17 protein-coding genes and 2 pseudogenes are annotated in these 18,648 nt (G+C 35.0%); 7 read left to right on the forward strand and 12 right to left on the reverse strand.

The window, feature by feature from the left end; all coding sequences use genetic code 11:
* Positions 1 to 410 precede the first annotated feature (410 nt).
* Positions 411 to 1,112 (forward strand): DUF3221 domain-containing protein, encoded by a 702-nt coding sequence (locus tag ACEPXG_RS18850; RefSeq protein WP_391205824.1) that lies wholly within the window; start codon positions 411 to 413, stop codon positions 1,110 to 1,112.
* Between the two features lie 219 nt (positions 1,113 to 1,331).
* Here ACEPXG_RS18850 and ACEPXG_RS18855 read toward each other — a convergent pair whose 3' ends face one another.
* The 7 genes and pseudogenes from ACEPXG_RS18855 to ACEPXG_RS18885 all read right to left on the reverse strand — a co-directional run bounded on the left by ACEPXG_RS18855 (position 1,332) and on the right by ACEPXG_RS18885 (position 7,664).
* Positions 1,332 to 2,564: an MFS transporter gene (locus ACEPXG_RS18855; RefSeq protein WP_391205827.1), complete on the reverse strand. Its 1,233-nt coding sequence runs from the start codon at positions 2,562 to 2,564 to the stop codon at positions 1,332 to 1,334.
* A gap of 144 nt (positions 2,565 to 2,708) precedes the next feature.
* Positions 2,709 to 3,608 carry a phosphate ABC transporter permease PstA gene (pstA, locus tag ACEPXG_RS18860; protein ID WP_391205831.1) on the reverse strand — a complete coding sequence of 300 codons (900 nt, stop codon included), beginning with the start codon at positions 3,606 to 3,608 and terminating at the stop codon, positions 2,709 to 2,711.
* Positions 3,609 to 3,610: 2 nt separating this feature from the next.
* Entirely contained in the window at positions 3,611 to 4,522 is a 912-nt protein-coding gene (gene pstC / locus ACEPXG_RS18865; protein WP_391205834.1) for a phosphate ABC transporter permease subunit PstC, read from the reverse strand.
* A gap of 73 nt (positions 4,523 to 4,595) precedes the next feature.
* Positions 4,596 to 5,447 (reverse strand): phosphate ABC transporter substrate-binding protein, encoded by an 852-nt coding sequence (locus tag ACEPXG_RS18870; protein ID WP_391205837.1) that lies wholly within the window; start codon positions 5,445 to 5,447, stop codon positions 4,596 to 4,598.
* Between the two features lie 944 nt (positions 5,448 to 6,391).
* Positions 6,392 to 6,448, reverse strand: a pseudogene (locus ACEPXG_RS18875) (hypothetical protein); the annotation flags it as partial.
* A gap of 92 nt (positions 6,449 to 6,540) precedes the next feature.
* A pseudogene (locus tag ACEPXG_RS18880) lies at positions 6,541 to 7,260 on the reverse strand (stalk domain-containing protein); the annotation flags it as partial.
* Positions 7,261 to 7,487: 227 nt separating this feature from the next.
* Positions 7,488 to 7,664: a hypothetical protein gene (locus ACEPXG_RS18885; RefSeq protein WP_090567581.1), complete on the reverse strand. Its 177-nt coding sequence runs from the start codon at positions 7,662 to 7,664 to the stop codon at positions 7,488 to 7,490.
* A gap of 158 nt (positions 7,665 to 7,822) precedes the next feature.
* Between ACEPXG_RS18885 and ACEPXG_RS18890 the strand changes: the two genes are divergently transcribed.
* The gene (locus ACEPXG_RS18890) at positions 7,823 to 9,748 is read left to right on the forward strand and encodes a GTP-binding protein (RefSeq protein WP_391205840.1); all 1,926 of its coding nucleotides are present in this window, start codon (positions 7,823 to 7,825) and stop codon (positions 9,746 to 9,748) included.
* Between the two features lie 75 nt (positions 9,749 to 9,823).
* Positions 9,824 to 10,303: an SRPBCC family protein gene (locus tag ACEPXG_RS18895; protein ID WP_391205843.1), complete on the forward strand. Its 480-nt coding sequence runs from the start codon at positions 9,824 to 9,826 to the stop codon at positions 10,301 to 10,303.
* A 215-nt stretch (positions 10,304 to 10,518) separates the two neighbouring features.
* Here ACEPXG_RS18895 and ACEPXG_RS18900 read toward each other — a convergent pair whose 3' ends face one another.
* Both ACEPXG_RS18900 and ACEPXG_RS18905 read right to left on the reverse strand, forming a co-directional pair.
* Positions 10,519 to 11,124, reverse strand: coding sequence for an SAM-dependent methyltransferase (locus ACEPXG_RS18900; RefSeq protein WP_391205846.1), 606 nt, complete (start codon positions 11,122 to 11,124; stop codon positions 10,519 to 10,521).
* Positions 11,125 to 11,136: 12 nt separating this feature from the next.
* Positions 11,137 to 12,138, reverse strand: a complete 1,002-nt coding sequence (locus ACEPXG_RS18905) for a YeiH family protein (protein ID WP_391205849.1) — start codon at positions 12,136 to 12,138, stop codon at positions 11,137 to 11,139.
* Between the two features lie 113 nt (positions 12,139 to 12,251).
* On the opposite strand from ACEPXG_RS18905, the gene ACEPXG_RS18910 reads away from it, so the two are divergent.
* The gene (locus ACEPXG_RS18910; protein WP_391205852.1) at positions 12,252 to 13,187 is read left to right on the forward strand and encodes a LysR family transcriptional regulator; all 936 of its coding nucleotides are present in this window, start codon (positions 12,252 to 12,254) and stop codon (positions 13,185 to 13,187) included.
* Between the two features lie 25 nt (positions 13,188 to 13,212).
* Here the strand turns inward: ACEPXG_RS18910 and ACEPXG_RS18915 are convergent, their stop codons facing one another.
* The 3 genes from ACEPXG_RS18915 to ACEPXG_RS18925 all read right to left on the reverse strand — a co-directional run bounded on the left by ACEPXG_RS18915 (position 13,213) and on the right by ACEPXG_RS18925 (position 15,964).
* Positions 13,213 to 14,022, reverse strand: coding sequence for an SDR family NAD(P)-dependent oxidoreductase (locus ACEPXG_RS18915; RefSeq protein ID WP_391205855.1), 810 nt, complete (start codon positions 14,020 to 14,022; stop codon positions 13,213 to 13,215).
* 39 nt (positions 14,023 to 14,061) lie between these two features.
* Complete coding sequence (locus ACEPXG_RS18920; RefSeq protein WP_391205858.1) at positions 14,062 to 14,817, reverse strand: SDR family NAD(P)-dependent oxidoreductase; 756 nt, start codon at positions 14,815 to 14,817, stop codon at positions 14,062 to 14,064.
* 73 nt (positions 14,818 to 14,890) lie between these two features.
* Complete coding sequence (locus tag ACEPXG_RS18925; RefSeq protein ID WP_391205861.1) at positions 14,891 to 15,964, reverse strand: CapA family protein; 1,074 nt, start codon at positions 15,962 to 15,964, stop codon at positions 14,891 to 14,893.
* A gap of 188 nt (positions 15,965 to 16,152) precedes the next feature.
* Between ACEPXG_RS18925 and ACEPXG_RS18930 the strand changes: the two genes are divergently transcribed.
* From ACEPXG_RS18930 to ACEPXG_RS18940, 3 genes are read left to right on the forward strand one after another with little or no spacing between them, the layout of a single operon-like run.
* Positions 16,153 to 16,893: an ABC transporter ATP-binding protein gene (locus tag ACEPXG_RS18930; RefSeq protein ID WP_391205864.1), complete on the forward strand. Its 741-nt coding sequence runs from the start codon at positions 16,153 to 16,155 to the stop codon at positions 16,891 to 16,893.
* Positions 16,871 to 17,977, forward strand: a complete 1,107-nt coding sequence (locus ACEPXG_RS18935) for an ABC transporter permease (RefSeq protein WP_391205867.1) — start codon at positions 16,871 to 16,873, stop codon at positions 17,975 to 17,977. Before ACEPXG_RS18930 ends, ACEPXG_RS18935 begins: the two co-directional genes overlap by 23 nt.
* Positions 17,978 to 17,989: 12 nt before the next feature.
* A complete protein-coding gene (locus ACEPXG_RS18940) occupies positions 17,990 to 18,631 on the forward strand; it encodes a TetR/AcrR family transcriptional regulator (RefSeq protein WP_391205870.1) in 642 nt (213 codons plus the stop codon).
* Positions 18,632 to 18,648 lie beyond the last annotated feature (17 nt).

Below are 18,648 nucleotides of genomic sequence, written 5' to 3' on the forward strand. Positions count from 1 at the left end.
ACAAGTAAATAGCAATCGGAATGGCAGACCTATTCGCATTAATGAGCATACATTTCATAAAGAAATCTTTCTTCCAACTAACAATATTGCAATGAAGGATGATAACCCCGCCTTTCATCCATTAGCCACCATTATTCCAAAGTAGATTGTGCAACCGACGTATCTGCCTTAAAACCTGAACAGGTGAAAAAGGCGATGAAAAAAGTTATATCTATTCAAACTCCAATCCGAAATATGCTCAAATGGTCGCCACCATTCTTAGAACATACTATAACTTTTTGTAAACCATACAAGTCTAAGGATAAAAGGAACTTATCCCAACACAGCGTCTTGTGATAACCGAAAAGGGGGACAAAATTGAGGACATTTTATATTTTTGGTAATTACGAAGAGGGGGGGATAAAATTATTATGAAAAAACATTTGATATTATTATTAATTTTATGTTTTACCTTAGTAGGTTGTAATCAAAAAGAAGATGCTGTTAAAGGTGGAATTGATAAGAAAGGCATTATTACAAAGATAGACAGTAAAGGAAACCGTATTTTAGTAGATGATGTAGACACAGGTTTAATCTGGATAGCGATGCCCGACAACGGAGAAATCAAAAATTATGAAGAGGGTCAAGAGGTTGTCATATGGATAGATGGTGGAATTGATGAATCCTACCCAGCTAAAGCTAAGGCTTTAAATATTGAACATTCAAACGGAAATCAGTCCCAATCATCTTTGCCAAAATTTATTTTTAAAAATGAGAAGTTCCCCCCTTCTATAAATTGTTTTGTTAAAATCAATGACATCCGATATGAAATGACAAAAGGAAACTCTAAATGGAAAAATGAAAATGAATCTGTTCAAACTGACGCTGCATCTCCCACTCAGATTGCAGAAAGCTTCAAAGTAATTGCTGTGGAACCAAATAACAAAATAACCATTGAAATTGAACAAAACCCCAATTTAAGTGTGTATTTATGGGATTCCGAAGAAGATGAAGTAACCTTCGAAAAAAAACAAATTACAGTACCCACAAACCAGGGGCGGTATATATATGAAGTAGTCGCTAAATGGTCTAACGGAGAGATATCTTACACATTTGTTGTAGAAGTTAAATAACATTTAAAAACTTAATAACTGAGAATGTAATTCTCATAAAACTATGTGAAAAAGAGCATCAATTGATGCTCTTTTCTTGATGAAACCGTTAAAGAATACGCTATTTTACTTGCTGGTTTTAGTGCGATTAATGGTGTTTTTCCCCCTGAAGAGAAACCGTTAGTTCTATACCGAAGCTTTTTCTTTTTGTTTGATTTAATGAGTTTCATTAGTAAAAAATTACTCTTTAGAGCTTTTCATAATTATTTTATATAAGTATAGAACAGGTGATAATAATATGGCACTTACAATGATTGCCGTTTTTATTGTAAAGTTTGAAGCTACTAATCCGATAACTGGACCACCACCAATTTGGCCAATAGCATCTACTTGACCTTTTACCGAAAAGAAAGTTGCACGCATAGACGATTCCGGTATGATCTTATTTAGCCAAATGTCCTCAAGCGGATACATGACTTTCCTTGTCACTTGGATAAATATATAAAATGCTATCAATCCAACTACATACGTGGAGAACGCAAAGCCGATTAATGAAGTTATAACAAATAAACTTCCTATAAAAAGAGATATGTAAATATGTTTCAGATTTTGATGTATTGAACTTCGATTCATCAAATGAAGTGCTGCAAATGAAACTAACACGACTATAAATTGAATTCCACCCATTATTAATACTAATTTCTCATCTGTCAAATCCCCTATATTCGATACATTCAATAAATGAGACATCCACAAACGGTCAAAACCTTCACTATAAAATCCTACAAACAGAGCTATTACAAATAACATTCTCATTATAAAGCTCGCTTTAGAGTAAAAAATAATTTTGCCCATACTACTTTTCATGTTTTCCCAAGAAGAGATTCTATCTAGCTTATTTAAAGGTTTAAAATTCTCTTCCTTCATAAAAATCATTAAATATATTGCTAATCCAACCATACATAGTCCGCCTATAATGATCGGCAGGCTGATCATGAAATAACCTATGAATATACTTAGTGGGATAGCTATAATTTGTCCAAGATTGCCGGCCTTTGCCCCTCTTATAAATGCTAATGAAGCACGTTCTTCTCCTATTTCATCTGCAATCCACGCTTGCTGAGATCCACTAGTAAACGTATAACCTATCCCCCATGCAACCTGAGCCAATAGTACAGGTATAAAATAGGGGAATAACCCCTCCACTAAAAAGCCAAATCCTATTAGTAGATAACCAATTATTATGGAAAGCTTACGGCTTTTCAAATCTGACACTACTCCGGTAGGAATCTCAAAAAGGAACACCGATAGCTCCAAAATTGTCCCAACTAATACAAGTTGTAGCGGATCTAGCTTTACAGTTTGTACCTGATATAACAAGTTTACTGTAAATATAATCGTAAAAAATAATTGTGATAAAAAGCATGTAGAAATGTAAACTCGATACGGATCTTTTGTTTTTAATATTTTCATTTTGTTACCCCCTAGAATTGATTATAAAGAGAGGGTTAATCGACTTCTTGTCCAAATTTGCGATAAATAAAAAATACCCTGTAAAATAGACACTTAAAAAAGGTCTACTTAACAGGGTGTAGGCATCAAATTTTTATTTCATTGTTAGTTCCTTTTCGACCTACTATGAAAACGGAAATCCCTTATCCATAGTGGAAGTCTTATGCATAAACTCAAGAGAAGTGTGATTAAAACGAGTAAAGCAGACGTTTTTTGAGCAATATCCGATGCATCCTCCACCAATGCTTCTGATTGGACATACCACAAGTGCACAGGTAAAGTTCCTCCTTGCGACATGAAATTCCAATCCCACATCTCCCCAGATGTACCAGTACCCCCTACTAGTAGTATTAAAGCGGATTCACCAAATGCCCTACATGCAGCAAGACTCACCCCACTAATAATTCCATTTAAAGCAGCAGGTATTACTATTTTTACAATGGTTTGTGCTTTAGTTGCTCCTATTGCATAGGAAGCTCCTCTTAAATCATTATGTACTGTCTGAATTGCTTCCTCCGTCACTCGAGTTATAACCGGTAAATTTAAAAGTGAAAGAGTGATTCCAGCACCAATAATAGTTAGCCCAATATTAAAGATATCAACGAATAACACATAACCAAATAAACCAATTACGATAGAAGGAACTGATGCCAAACTTTCTACACAAGTCCGAATAAACTCTGTAAATCTATTGTTTGGTGCATATTCAGATAAATACACACCTGATCCAATGCCAATTGGAATCGAGATGAGTAATGAGATGATTAACACATAGATAGAGTTAATTAAAAAAGGACCAATGCCTCCACCCGCATCAATTTCACTAGGTAGGCCTACTAAGAAATCAAAAGAAATCTTAGGTAACCCCTTTGATAAAATATAAAGAAGTAACCCAAAAATGAGCACTAAAATAGGTGCTGTGATAACCCATAATCCTATCGTGAACATTTTATCCGTTGTTTTTTTAATTTGTTTATATAACTTGTTAGATGAATTCCCAGTCATTCTCATGCACCTTTTAAACGAAGCTTTCTAATAATTATGATCAGTAAGTTGGAAATAAGCAGTAATAAAAATGCCATCATATATAAGGCATGATTCCAAGTTGAATCGAATTCTACATCAATAATTTGATTTACAATATTACTTGTTAAAACGGCAGTTGGAGTCAATAAATCAGATGGTAGTTGAGGAGTATTACCGATAACCATAACAACTGCCATTGTTTCACCTATTGAACGTGCCATACCTAAAATAACAGCTGTGAATAATCCAGGTGCTGCAGAAGGTAGAATTACTTTAAGGATAGTTTGCATCCTTGTACTCCCTAGCGCATAACTTGCTTCTCTCAAATCAGAAGGTACAGAGGAAATTGCATCATCACTAATTCTTGAAATCGTGGGTAATACCATAATATTTAATACTATAGCTGCTGCAAGTAGCCCGTCTCCCATAGTAGCTCCGGTTATATTTCTTAGAAAAGGAATAAGTACTGTTAACCCTAAGTAGCCGTAAACAATAGAAGGAATTCCAACTAATAAATCTAACACTGGACGCAATATTCGCTTTAGCCATTTAGGTGCTATTTCAGCAGTAAAGATTGCAACCCCTATAGAAATTGGTGCTGCAAACAATAAAGTTAAACCTGTTAAAGCAAGGGTTCCTAATATAAAGATGGCTGCACCGAATTTGTCATCATACGGTTCCCATGTTGTGGAAAAAAAGAACTCTTGGAAAGAAACATCTTTAAATACTAGTAATCCAGTACGTCCTACAAAAATAATAATGGATAATAGCGTTAACCCTAGGATAAGGACGCTAAATAAACAAAATAACTTAAATAGTCGATTTTGAAAATAGGTACTCTTTGTAATTTTTTTTTCATAACTGTTTGTTAACAAGTGCTCTATTTTACCCATAGAATCCTCCAAATACCAATATAGTGCCAGCCTATTACGGCTGGCACTTTAGCTTATTTAAGTGATGAAGAACTTACTTCATTTTATCAATTGGGATAAATTTTAGTTTAGTTAAAGAACCATTTTGAAATTTACCGCTTTGAATATACTTTATAAACTCGGCATCAGCTCCTGTTGGATCACCTTTTGTTATTAGATAACCATAACTCCAAACTTTATACGTTCCTTTAATAACATTTTCAGTAGTAGCTGCTACACCATTGAAATCAACTGCTTTAATGTTCCCTTTTACATAAGCAAAGTCAACGTAACCAAGAGCATTTGGATTGGTGTCAACAGCAGTAACCATTTCTCCACTTTTCCCAACTTCTTTATAATTCTCACCTTTTGTCATAAAGGCTGCCCCATCTAAAGCTTTCATTTGATAGTTTACGCGTGTACCAGAACCATGTTTGCGGTTTACAACAACTATTTGAGCATCGTTTCCGCCAACTTCTTTCCAGTTTGTAATTTTCCCCGCATAAATGTCTTGCAATTGCTTTGTTGTTAAGTTTTTAACAGGATTTGCTTTATTAACAATAGTAGCGAATGGAATCGCAGCTACTTTGTGCGCTTTCAAATCTGTAAAAGCTTTAAATCCTGGTACTTCTTTCGTTGCATCCCAATCGACAGCGCCTATTGTTGCAGCTCCTTTTGATACAGATTGCGGACCTGCAATGGAAGAAGAACCTGACACGGATACGGACACTTTAGGGTTAATTTTTTTAAATTCTTTCGCTGCTTGTTGTGTTAATGGAAGTAATGCTGTAGAACCAGCTACAACTATCTTTCCTGATGTTGCTGCAGAAGCAATACCATTGAATGAAAAACCTACGGCCGCGACTAATGACAAACTTAATATTGCTACACGTTTCATAATATTCATTGATCATCTACCCCTTTTCCTATTTCGTTAATGTTTCCATTAATCCGTTTTTAAATTTAACTAATTTTTCACCTATTGTTCCTGGTGTCGTTGCAACGATGGATTTACCATCATTCGAAACGGAGAAAGATGTTAATTCTAATTTTGTTTGTGCAATATTTTTTAACTTTTTGGTAACAACGTCCCATTCATATATAACCGAGTATCCATTACTTTCTTTGACCAAGATCATTAATTCCCCTTTTGTAGTGACAAAAAGATCTTTAATGTCTTTGCTTGAGATAAGGGTTGAAACAGCATTTTCTGGGTTAATAATTTTTACATCAGGAAGTTTATCACTCTCAGCATCTGCACTTACGTACACAATACTTCCATTTGCTAAAAAGTTCAGGAAAACTTTGTTATCATTTGAAGTAGTTACAGGAACTGCTTTTCGTTCAACATCATCTAAGTTAATAGCATAAACTTGTTGCTCTGTACCTGTTAAATCTATTTTGTCTACCTCTGGATTTTCTCCTTCAGTAAGTGATGTACTTCCTTCTTTACCTACTACATATAGAATCTTTTTACCGTCCATTGAAAGACGAAGATCCGTTTTGTAAATTAATTTATCTTCAAAGATTTTTGTAATAGAACCATCTGTCACGTTAATAAAGGAAATTACTTCACTTTTATCACCTTGTAAGAAATAAATTTTTTGGCTATCATTTGACCAAACAAATTCTAACTTTACAGAGTCATCTTTTACATTTAATCCATTTACTTTTTTATTTACTAAATCTACTAAATACACATAACCATATTCGTCCGAATAGATAGCTTGTTTTCCATTAGGAGAAACTACTAACTCCGTTGCATTTACTGTGAATAATTCTTTTTTAGAAGAAGTATTGAAAAGTAATGAGCGACTTTCTGTTTCTGTTTCATTCGTTACTAGAATAGAATCATTGTCGATCCATTGTGGATTGAATGTGTCGCCACTTACTAGTCCTGCAGTTGAAACAAAAAACCCATTTGGAAGTGGAAGAATGTCTCCATCAAACGCTTTTATCAAATCGGTTAGTTCTGCATAGACGACATTTTTAACTAGTATAGGATTTTCTTTTAAATTTACGGATTTATTATTTACTACCATCGCTTTATTTGATAACTTCAGTTTAATCGTTTTACCTTTTTTCGTTACTAGTACTTCGTTATTATTCACCGTTGTAGAAGCAGAGAATAATTTCGCAATGTCTTGTACCGAATATAACTGTTTTCCATTAACATTTAGCGCTTTTACCTTTTTATCATTTCCATCCACTTTTAATGACTTTTCCGTCAGATTAAAAGTCCCTGAAACAGATACTAAAAGGCTTTTATCAATTAATACATCACCACCAAGCGTTTTTATGAAAGAATCTGCTTCCACAAATAACGTTTTACCTACTAATTTAGTAGGGGTGCTTAGTTTTATATTTTTTCCATTAGCTACTACATTTGCAGAATCCACTTTGTAGTCCATTTTATTTATTTTTTTACCACTATTTTTTGACACTTCATAAGTTTTTGTTTTGCTATTGTATTTCACTGTAGCGACCATTATTTGAGCTAATTGATCAACGGAATATAGCTTTTTCTTGTTTAATTGTGTAAAAGAGATTACTTTTTCTTGGCCATTTACAACAATTGTTTCTTTTTGAGTATTTTGTTGCTGTTGTATAGATGCTGCACTTACATGGTTTACTGCTAAAGGAGTAAATACACTTCCAGATAACACTGCAGTAGCCATAACTAAACCTGAAATTTTACGCTTCATTTTCTCTTCCCCCATTTAGTTGCTTTCTTTTTTAGCAAAACCTACCTAGCCTAGAAACTCTCCTCTCTGTTTCCTATTAAGTTTCTAATTAGAATTTTATTCCTCAATTGTTAAAGAAGTTTGATGATTTTGTAAATTTACTATGTGCATTTTGTAAAGAACTGTATGGAGAGATGACAGTTGTTAAACAAAAATAAAAAAAACGTGGCGAGTTCTATTGAACTCACCACGCTTTTTGAACATTAAAGATCCTGATAATCTCGCTGATATTTCCCGCCATCTTTTACTTCTGAGTGATATAAAGCTTTTAACGCAAAACTTTTTTCTAAGTCATGTTCTTTCATAACTTCTTTTAATCGTTTAGAAAGTTCAGGACTATACTTCACTAGTTCTTCCATTTTGGATTTTGAATACTGCATAATTGGTTACCTCCCCTAAACTAAATGTCTTTATAGTATAACACTATAGGAAAATACCCGTGCAACTAAGAAAAGCTGGACCGATTGTCAGGTGAAATCTACCAACTAAATCGTTTGCTATAATAGAGTTAAAAGCTAGAGAGAACAGAGGTGACGTAGTGTATAAAACGATAGGAATTCTTGCACATGTAGATGCTGGAAAAACTACTTTCTCCGAGCAGCTTCTTTATCATACACAGACGATTAGGAAAAGAGGTCGTGTCGATCATCAAGACTCTTTCCTCGACAGTCATTCGATTGAAAAAAATAGAGGCATTACTATTTTTGCTGATCAAGGAATATTTACTTATCATGATTCGACCTACTATATTATTGATACTCCCGGTCATGTCGATTTCTCTCCAGAGATGGAGCGGGCAATTCAAGTGATGGACTACGCCATTATCATTATTAGTGCAGTAGATGGCGTAGAAGGTCACACAGAAACCGTTTGGCAGTTACTTCGCAAACACCAAGTGCCAACTTTTTTCTTTATCAATAAAACCGATTATGAAGGAACTAATACAGCGAGCATTATAGCTGAAATTCGGTCCAATTTATCCGAAGACGTATGTGATTTGACGAATTCTTTTAACGATGCGCTCATTGAATTTATTGCGGAACGGAATGAAGAACTTTTGGAAAAATACATGGACACTGGATACGATCAAGACGTGTGGATACGGACATTCAAACGAATGATTCATGAAAATAAAATCTTTCCCTGTGCAAACGGTTCTGCATTAAAAGATATCGGTATCCTCGAATTTTTAGATAACCTGGATATGTTAACAGAGACTTCCTATAATCCCGACAATAATTTTTCCGCACAGGTATATAAAATTCGCCATGATGACAGTGGAAATCGAGTTACTTTTCTAAAATTAGTAAATGGAACACTAAAAGTTCGAGATGAAGTGAACTACGATGAGCACACAGAGAAAATTACGCAGATTCGTTTATATAATGGAAATAAATTCAAACCCGTTGATCAAGCCGTTGCCGGTGAATTAGTTGCTGTAACAGGGTTAACCTCTGCTTCAATTGGTGTTGGAATTGGTGCTATCAATGATAGGGTGGCATTTGATATGATCCCAACATTAAAGTCAAAAGTTATCTTTGAGGCTTCTATCCATGTCAAAGAGGTACTACGTTGTTTTAAACTTCTAGATGCAGAGGATCCTTCTTTACGTGTCTTTTGGGATGAGCATTTTCAAGAAGTTCATGTACATGTGATGGGTGTGATTCAACTTGAGGTACTGGAGCAAATTGTTCTAGAGCGTTTTCACTTCCACGTGTCTTTTGGCGAACCTAGAATTCTTTATAAGGAAACAACAGATACCACTGTAAAAGGCTATGGACATTTTGAGCCGTTAAAACATTATGCAGAAGTACATCTTCTAATCGAACCAGCTAAACGTGGCAGCGGGATATCATTTGAAAATGTATGCCATGCGAATGATTTATCGATTGGCAATCAAAACTTAGTCCGACATCATTTGTTGGAGCGGGACCATCACGGGTTACTAACGGGTTCTGCATTAACCGATGTAAAAGTTACACTACTTACTGGTCGTGGGCATAATGAACATACATCCGGTGGAGACTTTAGAGAAGCAACTTACAGAGCTTTGAGACAAGGCTTAGAGAAAGCTCAGAATATCCTACTAGAACCATTTTACGACTTTAAAATTAAAGTAGAGATGGATCTTATTGGACGAGTCTTATCTGACATTCAACAAGCTCACGGAACCTTTGAATCACCCGAAAATATGGGAGACAAAGTAATCGTTAAAGGACGAGTACCCGTCGCAACATTTATGAATTATAGTACAATCTTCTCTTCTTTCACCCATGGTAAAGGAACTCTAAGTTTACTATTTGGGGGATATGACCGATGTCATAACATAGAAGAGGTCATTGAAAAAATTGGCTATAATAAAGAAGCAGATCCTGAATATACATCGACTTCTATATTTTGCGCCAAAGGAAAAGGTTATAAAGTTCCATGGGATGAAGCAGAAGAAGCAATGCACTGTATTTAGATGAAAGAAAAAGACTTCACTCAGCGTCCCGGAAAATCTTAAAAAGATTATGATTAAATTAGGAGGGAATTTACAATGCTTGCAACGATTCAAAAAGAAAATGAAATCTATACGGCATATTATGAACGTCATATCTGCCATTCAGTAGAGAATGTTTGGTCGATGCTGACTGACAATGAGAAACTGCAACAATGGTTCACGGAACTTCAAGTTGTTGATTTGCGAAATGATGGTTTGATCAAATTTGATATGAAAGATGGGACTTTCATTGACATGAAGATTTTAGATTTTGAACCTATGAAAGTTTTAGCTTTTGAATGGGGTAAAGAGGTTGCAAGATTCGAATTGTCCCCTTATTTAGAAGGATGTCGATTCGTTTTTATAGAAACGCTGTCTTCTTTCACAGAACATACAATCAAAGATTTAGCGGGATGGCATGTTTGTTTTAATGTAATCGAGGCAATTTTAGATGGCAGAACAATTGAGTCTAGAAACGATAGTTGGAAATCTTGGTATGTGAAATACGAGGAACTTCTGGAACCCTTTATGAAATAAGAAAAGTGCAAGCGTCCTTTAAGTGCATCTTGTCTTTACTATTTCCAGAGTGTTTTGGACTAAACATAAACTACACTATAAACGAAGAATTTTATAGAGGATCTGAAAGTGACTGTGTCACTTCCAGATCCTCTTTTTTCAGTAATCTTGTGGCAGATGTTAATATCCTAAATTTATATATCTTAATGCGCAAACAAGATGGGCGAAAGAGTCATTTATTCGCACCGAAAAACTACAAAATGTTCATTGCTATTTTGCTCATATAATTCGGGTACCTTCACTTCTTTAAACAATTCAAAAGGAGTATTTATTTCAAGAAATTGAATATAATCCGAAGTAGGATAATATAAGATAACATCGACCGAACGCGGGTAATTTTCAATCGATAAAAGAATGTTATCGATAACCTTTTGAAAGATTTGAATAGAAAATGGATTAAAGAAGTAAAAACGATTATCTTTAAAATCCACCTTGTATTCCTCCGCTAGCATTCGTTCAAATCCAATTGATGCTCTTGTTTGCTTGGATCTACCCATGTAACTTGCTAAGTTTTCCATCGATTCCTGATATAGTTGTCCACTCATTTCGACCCCTGTAACTGATACATGCAGATGATGATGTATATAAAAAGGAAATCGGCCTTTTCCGCAACCGAAATCTACAAATTTATCATTCGAATTACATGTATACTCATCGAAAAGAGCTTCTAACGCTATGTAAGGGGTTGCTTCATAACGATTATAATGTGCAGATTGGTGCTGCCACTCTCTTATACCCTCTGTTTTAATACGAAGCAACCGATCGTGATCTTGTTCTTTCATTGCATCCTCCTTCTAAACATTTAGATGAAAAACAAACACAAGAATATATCCAAGAATGGATAAAAAGACAGAACCGATGAGACCAGCTATAAAAGGTTTTACGCCTAACTTTCTAAATGTTTTAATGTTTATGTTTAATCCTAATCCCGCCATTGCCATTGCAATTAGCAGATATGCTACTAAGACAAGAAAACTGGCAAATGATTCAGGGAATATTCCAAGTGTATTAATACCGCTCATCACAAGAAATCCAATAATGAACCAAGGGATACTAGACATTGAAAATTTACTTTTCTCTCCGTCTTTTTCTCTTCTTTGCATGATAAATCCTATCACTAAAGCAATCGGAACTAACAATGCAACGCGAGTTAGCTTTACAATGACAGCTAAATCTACTGCTTCACTCCCCCCTGGAGCTGCCGCTGCAATAACATGGGCAATTTCATGAAGAGTTCCTCCGGCAAAAACACCGTATCCTTTAGCAGTTAAATTTAGTACAGGATAAATAAAAGTATATACTAACGTAAATAACGTACCAAGTATAGCAATTGTTGCAACGCCGATAGCAGTTTCATCATCGTTAGCTTTTACTTGTGGTGCAATTGCTACGACCGCGGCTGCTCCACAAATAGCTGTACCACAAGCTGTTAAAATACCTAATTTCTTATCTACACCAAATAAACGGGTTAAGCCATACACAACGAATAGGGCAAAAATGATATTAATAAGTGCTATAAAAAAAACGCTTAACCCAGCATCATAAATATCGGCTAGATTTAATCTCATACCCAATAAAATAATTCCTAGTCGTAATAACTTTTTACTTGAAAATGTCACTCCCTGTTGGAATTGTGCCGGAACACCGATTGTTGCACTCCAAATCATTCCTAAAATTATGGCAATTACTAATTGCCCCATTATAGATAAAAACGGAATTCCTGCTAACATTTTTGCTATTAACGCAATGATTAATGTAATTCCTATACCATAAAAGAAATGTATATTCTTATTCATCTTAAAAGTATCCTCCTTTATATTTAAGTTCACTATACGTTTATCTTCATTATTAGTAAAATACATATATATAATGATTTCAATTAATAATTTTAATGAAGGAGTGATAATTAATGAACTATGATGCACTAAAAACTTTTGTGACACTGGCAGAAGTTAAAAACTTTACAAAAACTGCGACGCTCCTTCATATATCTCAACCAAGTGTTAGTGTCCATATAAAAAATTTAGAAGCAGAATTTCAAACAGAATTGTTCATAAGATCCCCCAAATTATTAAAAATTACTCCATCTGGAGAAATATTGTATGAACGAGCTAAACAAATGCTTTCTATGTATGAGCAAACCCAAAAGGATATTCTAGAACATCAACATGAAATTAGAGGTAAGTTAATCATTGGGGCAAGTTTTACAATTGGAGAATACATTCTCCCTTCCTTAATCATCGAACTTCATTCCCTGCATCCAAGTCTTGAGTTGGAAGTATTTATTGGGAATACGGAAGACATTGTTCAATCCGTTCGATTATTCAAAGTAGATATCGGCCTAATAGAAGGACAAACAAATGATAAAGAACTACAAGTAGAGCCTTTCATGGAAGATGAATTATTTATTGTTAGCTCTTCTCATCATCCACTTGCTTTAAAAAAGTCGCTTACTATCAATGATCTTCAAAATCAGAAGTGGTTTATGAGGGAGGAAGGTTCAGGAACACGTGAATACCTAAAACATGTAATACGTTCCAACGGATTAAAAGCAGAATCCATAGTCACTATCAATAGTAATCAAGGAATTAAAGAAATGGTTACTCTTAGCAAGGAAGGTCTATCGCTATTATCTATTCATACAATTTATAAAGAAGTTAAACAACAAGATTTAGCTATTCTTCATCTTAACCAACTAGCATTTAAACGCACTTTTTCATGTATATGTGCTCCAATTATGGAAACAAAAAGACATGTTTTAGCATTTAAAAATGTCTTAATGAATAAAGAATATAAACCGCTTCTTACTATGCCATTGGAAAGTGAAAAAAAACCTTCGACCTAATATATATCAGGTCGAAGGCACTTTTTTAAGCTTGTTGTGATTTTTTCATTAGTTCTTTGAAGTCTGGTACAGTCGGGTTGGCAAGATAATGGCCACCCTCCACTTGAATTGTTTGTCCAGTAATGAATTTAGATTCATCAGAAGCTAGAAACAACACCGTGTTTCCAATATCGTCTGCCTCACCATGATATGGAAGTGCATTATATTTTCCGAAAATATCTAATAGAGCTGGAGGTAAATTATTTTTAGCTGCAGGCGTTAAAATAAGGCCTGGTGCAACTCCATTACAACGAATATTATCTCTACCATATTGAGTCGCAATATACTTTGTCAACTGAACAACTGCAGCTTTTGACGCTCCATATGCAGAGCGTACTGAATCTGATGCAAATGCTGCCATGGAAGCTGTATTTATAATAGAACCACCACCAGCTTTTATCATATGTGGAATAGCGAAACGGCTACCTAGTAACACACTTTTCGTATTTACGTTCATTAATTTATCCCATTCATCTAGGTCCATGTTCACAACATCCAAATCCTTTTTAAGATTTGTCATACCAACATTGTTATACAAAACCGTTAGGGAACCGTAATGATTTACAGTGAATTCAACTGCTTCTTTTATAGATTCTTCTTTAGATGCATCTAAGAATATACTTACTGCTTCTCCACCTTGACTTTTAATATTTTCCGCTGCTTCTTTCGCACCGTCTACATTAAAATCTGCAATGACAACTTTTGCTCCTTCTTTTGCTAAAAGTTGCGCAGTTGACAATCCAATACCTGATGCTCCACCTGTTACTAATGCTACTTTACCTTGTACACGACCCATAATAATTTCTCCTCTTTTGTCCAAATTTAATAGTATAATTTATCTTAGTTTCGTAGCTCCACCATCAACCATTATTGTTTGACCCGAAATATAATCTGAATCAGAACTTGCTAAAAATACAGCAACTCTTCCTATATCGCCCTCTAATTCCCCTAGTCTTCTAAGCGGGATTTTTGAAAGCATGGATTGATAATATTCTGGATTTTCTTCCGCCCATGCTTGCATACCAGGTGAGTTTGCAATCGGTGCGATTAAGTTTACGTTAATGCCGAATGGTCCAAACTCATTTGCTGCAACACGAGTAATTGCACGAATTGCTTCTTTTGCTGCTGCATAGGTTACTTGCGTTGCATCTCCATTAATACCTGCACTTGATGCAAAGTTAATAATTTTTCCTTGCGTCTCTTTTAAATGAGGTAGAGCAGCTTGCATTAAGTAAAACGTCGGATAGAAACCAGTATTAAAGGATAGATCAAAGTCTTCTTGAGTCGCTTCCTCGATTGTCTTAATGCGAGAAGCATGTGCATTATTAACGAGAATATCCAATTTCCCAAACTTACTTATAACTTGGTCAATAATACCTGCCAATTTTTCACGTTCTGCCAAGTTTGCTTGGATAAAGATAGATTCTGGTGCATACGCTTGTAATTCTTTTATTGATTGCATTCCAAATTCTTCATTAAGATCTACGATAACTACAGTGGCACCCTCTTTTACGTATGCCATTGCCATTCCTTTTCCTATTCCTGAAGCTCCGCCAGTAATAATAGCTATCTTCCCTTGTAGTCTACTCAATAAGAACATCTCCTTTTTCCAATATAGTTTAACATTAAAATATATAAAGTTAAAGTACGTTGGTCTATTGATATTATTTACCAAACACATGTGACTGTATCCACCAATCACTTTGACCCATTAGGGTTTCGACATCTTTGAGTGGATATATGCTCACAGGATCCCCTTGCAAAACAGCAGTAGCATAAAAAGAAGGCACTCCGATCACCATTGCTCGATTACCATTGACCGTCCTTTTTATGATGCTCACTTTCGCTAACCCACCCACATTCGTATAATCGAATGTCTGTCCAGAAAAGAAATTTCCTAATGAATAAAACACATGCGTTTCGTGATCTTCATTTGTTGTAATCATTTCATATGGTTGAATAACATGAGGGTGGTGGCCGAATATAATGTCAGCACCTGCATCAGCCATTATTAGGGCTAACTGTTTTTGTTCGTCATTCGGGTCCAGTTCATATTCATTACCCCAATGAATGCTCACAATAACGAAATCAACTTTTCGTTTTAATGTTCGAATGTCCTCCGAAATCCGGTCGGGATCAATTTGGTTTACCAAATATTCTTTACCGGTAGGAATTATATGGCCATTCGTTCCGTATGTATAACCAAGAAACCCAAAATCAATGTCTTTAACTTGTAAAATTCGATCCGTTTTTTGGTCTTTCAATGATTCATAGGCACCAATGTAGGGAATATCGTACTTTTTCATATGATTAATAGCCGATAAGACACCCGCTTCTTTTTGGTCAAGTGTATGATTATTCGCTATTGATATCATATCCACCCCAACCGTTTTTAAATCTCCAATAATATGTGCAGGACTTGAGAAATTAGGGTAACCCGAGTATCCAAACTCTGTTCCTGCTGGGATAGATTCCTGATTGGCCAATAAAATATCTAATGATTCTAGCTCCTCTCTTATTGGTTCAAAGGATGGTAGAAAGCTTTCGTAATTGTATAATGGATAATGCAATAAAATGTCTCCAATCATACCAACCTCTATAATTTCCTCCTCATAATCCATACGAAATGTCGAAAATTGTTTCCCGTGGAACTTTTCGTTGAAAGGTTCGTTCACTTGTAAATTAGAATAGAATAAGACCGAAATAACAGATATTAGTAATGAATATAAGCTTTTCATAGGGAGCACCTCCCTTGGAATCATTTACAATAATTAGATTTCTTATACAATAAAATGTGTAAAATATTCTAAATTCCCCTCTTATTCGACATCAATTAATTTATTTAGATAGTATTGACCTCTGTATGGTAAAGCATATAATTAACAATGAGTGATTACTCACTTCTAAATTAAAGGGAGGTTTGAAAATGACTTCAACAATTGTATTAGGTCAAGTAAGCAAAAGCTTCGGAAAAAAGTCTGTCTTAAATAACATAAGCATTTCAGTAGATGCTGGACAAATTTACGGATTAATCGGTCCTTCAGGTTCTGGTAAAACGACATTAGTAAAAATTATTGTAGGTATGGACCAACCTTCCACTGGCCAAGTGCAAGTACTTAATACAAAAGTCCCTAATTTGAAACTGTTACAGAAAATTGGTTATATGGCTCAGGCAGATGCTTTGTACAATGATTTAACCGGTCAAGAAAATCTTGCGTTTTTTGCTTCGCTTTATAAATTGAACAAAGATGTGCAAAAAAAGCGAATTGCTTACGCTGCAGATTTAGTTAACCTCACTGCTCATCTATCCAAAAAAGTGCAGAATTATTCAGGCGGAATGAAGCGAAGGTTATCACTTGCAGTTGCATTAATACATGACCCGCAAATATTAATATTAGATGAGCCAACTGTTGGAATTGACCCAGAACTTCGAAAGTCTATTTGGGCAGAAATAACACGTCTTAAAAATGAAGGGAAAACAATCTTGATAACAACCCATGTCATGGACGAGGCAGAAAAATGCGATCAACTTGCGATGGTTCGAGATGGTGAAATTATATCGAGTGGGTCACCGTTAGAACTGAAAAACCATTTCGAAATTGATAGTCTTGAGGAAGTATTTTTGAAAGCTGGAGGTGAAAAAGATGAGAACAATCGCATTAGTTAAACGGATTTGTATCCAAATGGTACGAGATAAACGAACTCTAGCTTTAATGATGGTTGCTCCATTAGTCATATTAACTTTGCTACATTATCTGCTTTCTGCAGATTCAGCCTCTCCTAAATTAGGGATATATGGCGCGGAAGAATCTTTAATAGAACAAATTAAAGGCAAAGATATAGAAGTAGTCCTATACGATAAACTGACAAACACAAAACAAATGATATCAAAGGATAACTTAGATGGAATACTTCAAATAGAAGGAGATTCAATTCATTTAACCCTTACGAACGATCAACCCTCCTCGTCAAAGATATTACAAACAAAGGTATCGCAGGCTATTTCGGTTGAAAATGCAAAGACAAAGGCTAATAACTTGAACAAATTCGTCCAAGATATACAAAGTAAACTACCAAATATTCCAGTAAAAATGGATCAATTGAACACTCCAGAAATAGAAACTGCTTATATTTATGGAAGTGGTGATACTACATTTTTTGATCAATTAAGTCCTATTTTGGTTGGTTTCTTTGTATTCTTCTTCGTCTTTCTCATTTCTGGCATTGGATTATTACGAGAGCGAACTACCGGTACACTAGATCGATTAATGGCAACACCCATTCAGCGACGGGATATTGTATTTGGCTATTTAATTGGATATGGATTATTTGCCATTGTTCAAACATTAATTGTTGTTTTATATTCGGTTAAGGTTTTAGACATTATGCTCATTGGTTCTCTTTGGAATGTTGTATTAATTAATTTATCTTTAGCTCTGGTTGCATTGTTGCTTGGTATATTATTATCCGCATTTGCGAACTCAGAGTTTCAAATGATGCAGTTTATACCGATTGCAATTATTCCGCAAGTCTTTTTCGCTGGGATTCTTCCAATTGAGGGAATGCCTGCATGGATGCAAATTATTGCTAAATGCATGCCAATGTATTACGGTGGTAATGCCTTAGTGGATGTTATGTATAAAGGATTGGGAATCGAAAGTATTAAAAACGACCTCTTTGTATTATTAGGGTTTGCCTTCATTTTTATTGTGTTAAATATATTGGCTTTGAAGAAATATCGAAAAATTTAAAAGGAGTAAACAATGTCAGAAGAAGAACTTTTATTAGAACAATTATTTGACGAAGAAAAATTCACCGATAAACAGAAAAAAATTATCGTTGCTGCCATTGAATCATTTTCGGAAAAGGGCTATGCTGCTACTTCTACAAATGAAATTGCTAAAAAAGCTGGAGTAGCAGAAGGAACGATTTTCCGGCATTATAAAACGAAAAAAGAATTACTCGTCTCCATTGTTGCTCCACTTATGACAAAGCTAATAGGACCAGTCATTGTAAATGACTTTCACAAAGTATTAGATCACCCCTATGAAAATGCTGAGGACTTTCTAAGAGCTACAATTGAAAACCGAAGAGTACTTATTAAAAAGCTTCTCCCTGTTATCAAAATTATGATTCAAGAAATCCCGTTCCAACCAGAATTGAAAGAACAGTTTCTAGACCAGATTGCGAAGAAAGTATTTGATCGAATATTAATCGTCATTAAAGGGTACCAAGATAAAGGACAACTAATCGAAATGCCACCTGCAAGTATGGCAAGACTTGCCGTCACAAGTATATTTGGCTACTTATTTTCACGGTACATCTTTTTCCCCGACAGTGAATGGGATGATGAACTAGAAACAGAGCGCACCGTCCAATTCATCTTGCATGGTATAGGGAAATAGAAAAAGCGCCCCATGTA

This window comes from Psychrobacillus sp. L4, assembly GCF_042944905.1.
Taxonomy (GTDB): Bacteria; Bacillota; Bacilli; order Bacillales_A; family Planococcaceae; genus Psychrobacillus.

Coding starts and splice junctions, on each gene's coding strand:
- ACEPXG_RS18855 (WP_391205827.1), bottom strand. CDS start 2,564: ATGAAAATATTAAAAACAAAAGATCCGTATCGAGTTTACATTTCTACA.
- ACEPXG_RS18870 (WP_391205837.1), bottom strand. CDS start 5,447: ATGAATATTATGAAACGTGTAGCAATATTAAGTTTGTCATTAGTCGCG.
- pstC (WP_391205834.1), bottom strand. CDS start 4,522: ATGGGTAAAATAGAGCACTTGTTAACAAACAGTTATGAAAAAAAAATT.
- ACEPXG_RS18910 (WP_391205852.1), top strand. CDS start 12,252: ATGAACTATGATGCACTAAAAACTTTTGTGACACTGGCAGAAGTTAAA.
- ACEPXG_RS18905 (WP_391205849.1), bottom strand. CDS start 12,138: ATGAATAAGAATATACATTTCTTTTATGGTATAGGAATTACATTAATC.
- ACEPXG_RS18940 (WP_391205870.1), top strand. CDS start 17,990: ATGTCAGAAGAAGAACTTTTATTAGAACAATTATTTGACGAAGAAAAA.
- ACEPXG_RS18850 (WP_391205824.1), top strand. CDS start 411: ATGAAAAAACATTTGATATTATTATTAATTTTATGTTTTACCTTAGTA.
- ACEPXG_RS18915 (WP_391205855.1), bottom strand. CDS start 14,022: ATGGGTCGTGTACAAGGTAAAGTAGCATTAGTAACAGGTGGAGCATCA.
- ACEPXG_RS18900 (WP_391205846.1), bottom strand. CDS start 11,124: ATGAAAGAACAAGATCACGATCGGTTGCTTCGTATTAAAACAGAGGGT.
- ACEPXG_RS18935 (WP_391205867.1), top strand. CDS start 16,871: ATGAGAACAATCGCATTAGTTAAACGGATTTGTATCCAAATGGTACGA.
- ACEPXG_RS18925 (WP_391205861.1), bottom strand. CDS start 15,964: ATGAAAAGCTTATATTCATTACTAATATCTGTTATTTCGGTCTTATTC.
- ACEPXG_RS18885 (WP_090567581.1), bottom strand. CDS start 7,664: ATGCAGTATTCAAAATCCAAAATGGAAGAACTAGTGAAGTATAGTCCT.
- ACEPXG_RS18895 (WP_391205843.1), top strand. CDS start 9,824: ATGCTTGCAACGATTCAAAAAGAAAATGAAATCTATACGGCATATTAT.
- pstA (WP_391205831.1), bottom strand. CDS start 3,608: ATGACTGGGAATTCATCTAACAAGTTATATAAACAAATTAAAAAAACA.
- ACEPXG_RS18930 (WP_391205864.1), top strand. CDS start 16,153: ATGACTTCAACAATTGTATTAGGTCAAGTAAGCAAAAGCTTCGGAAAA.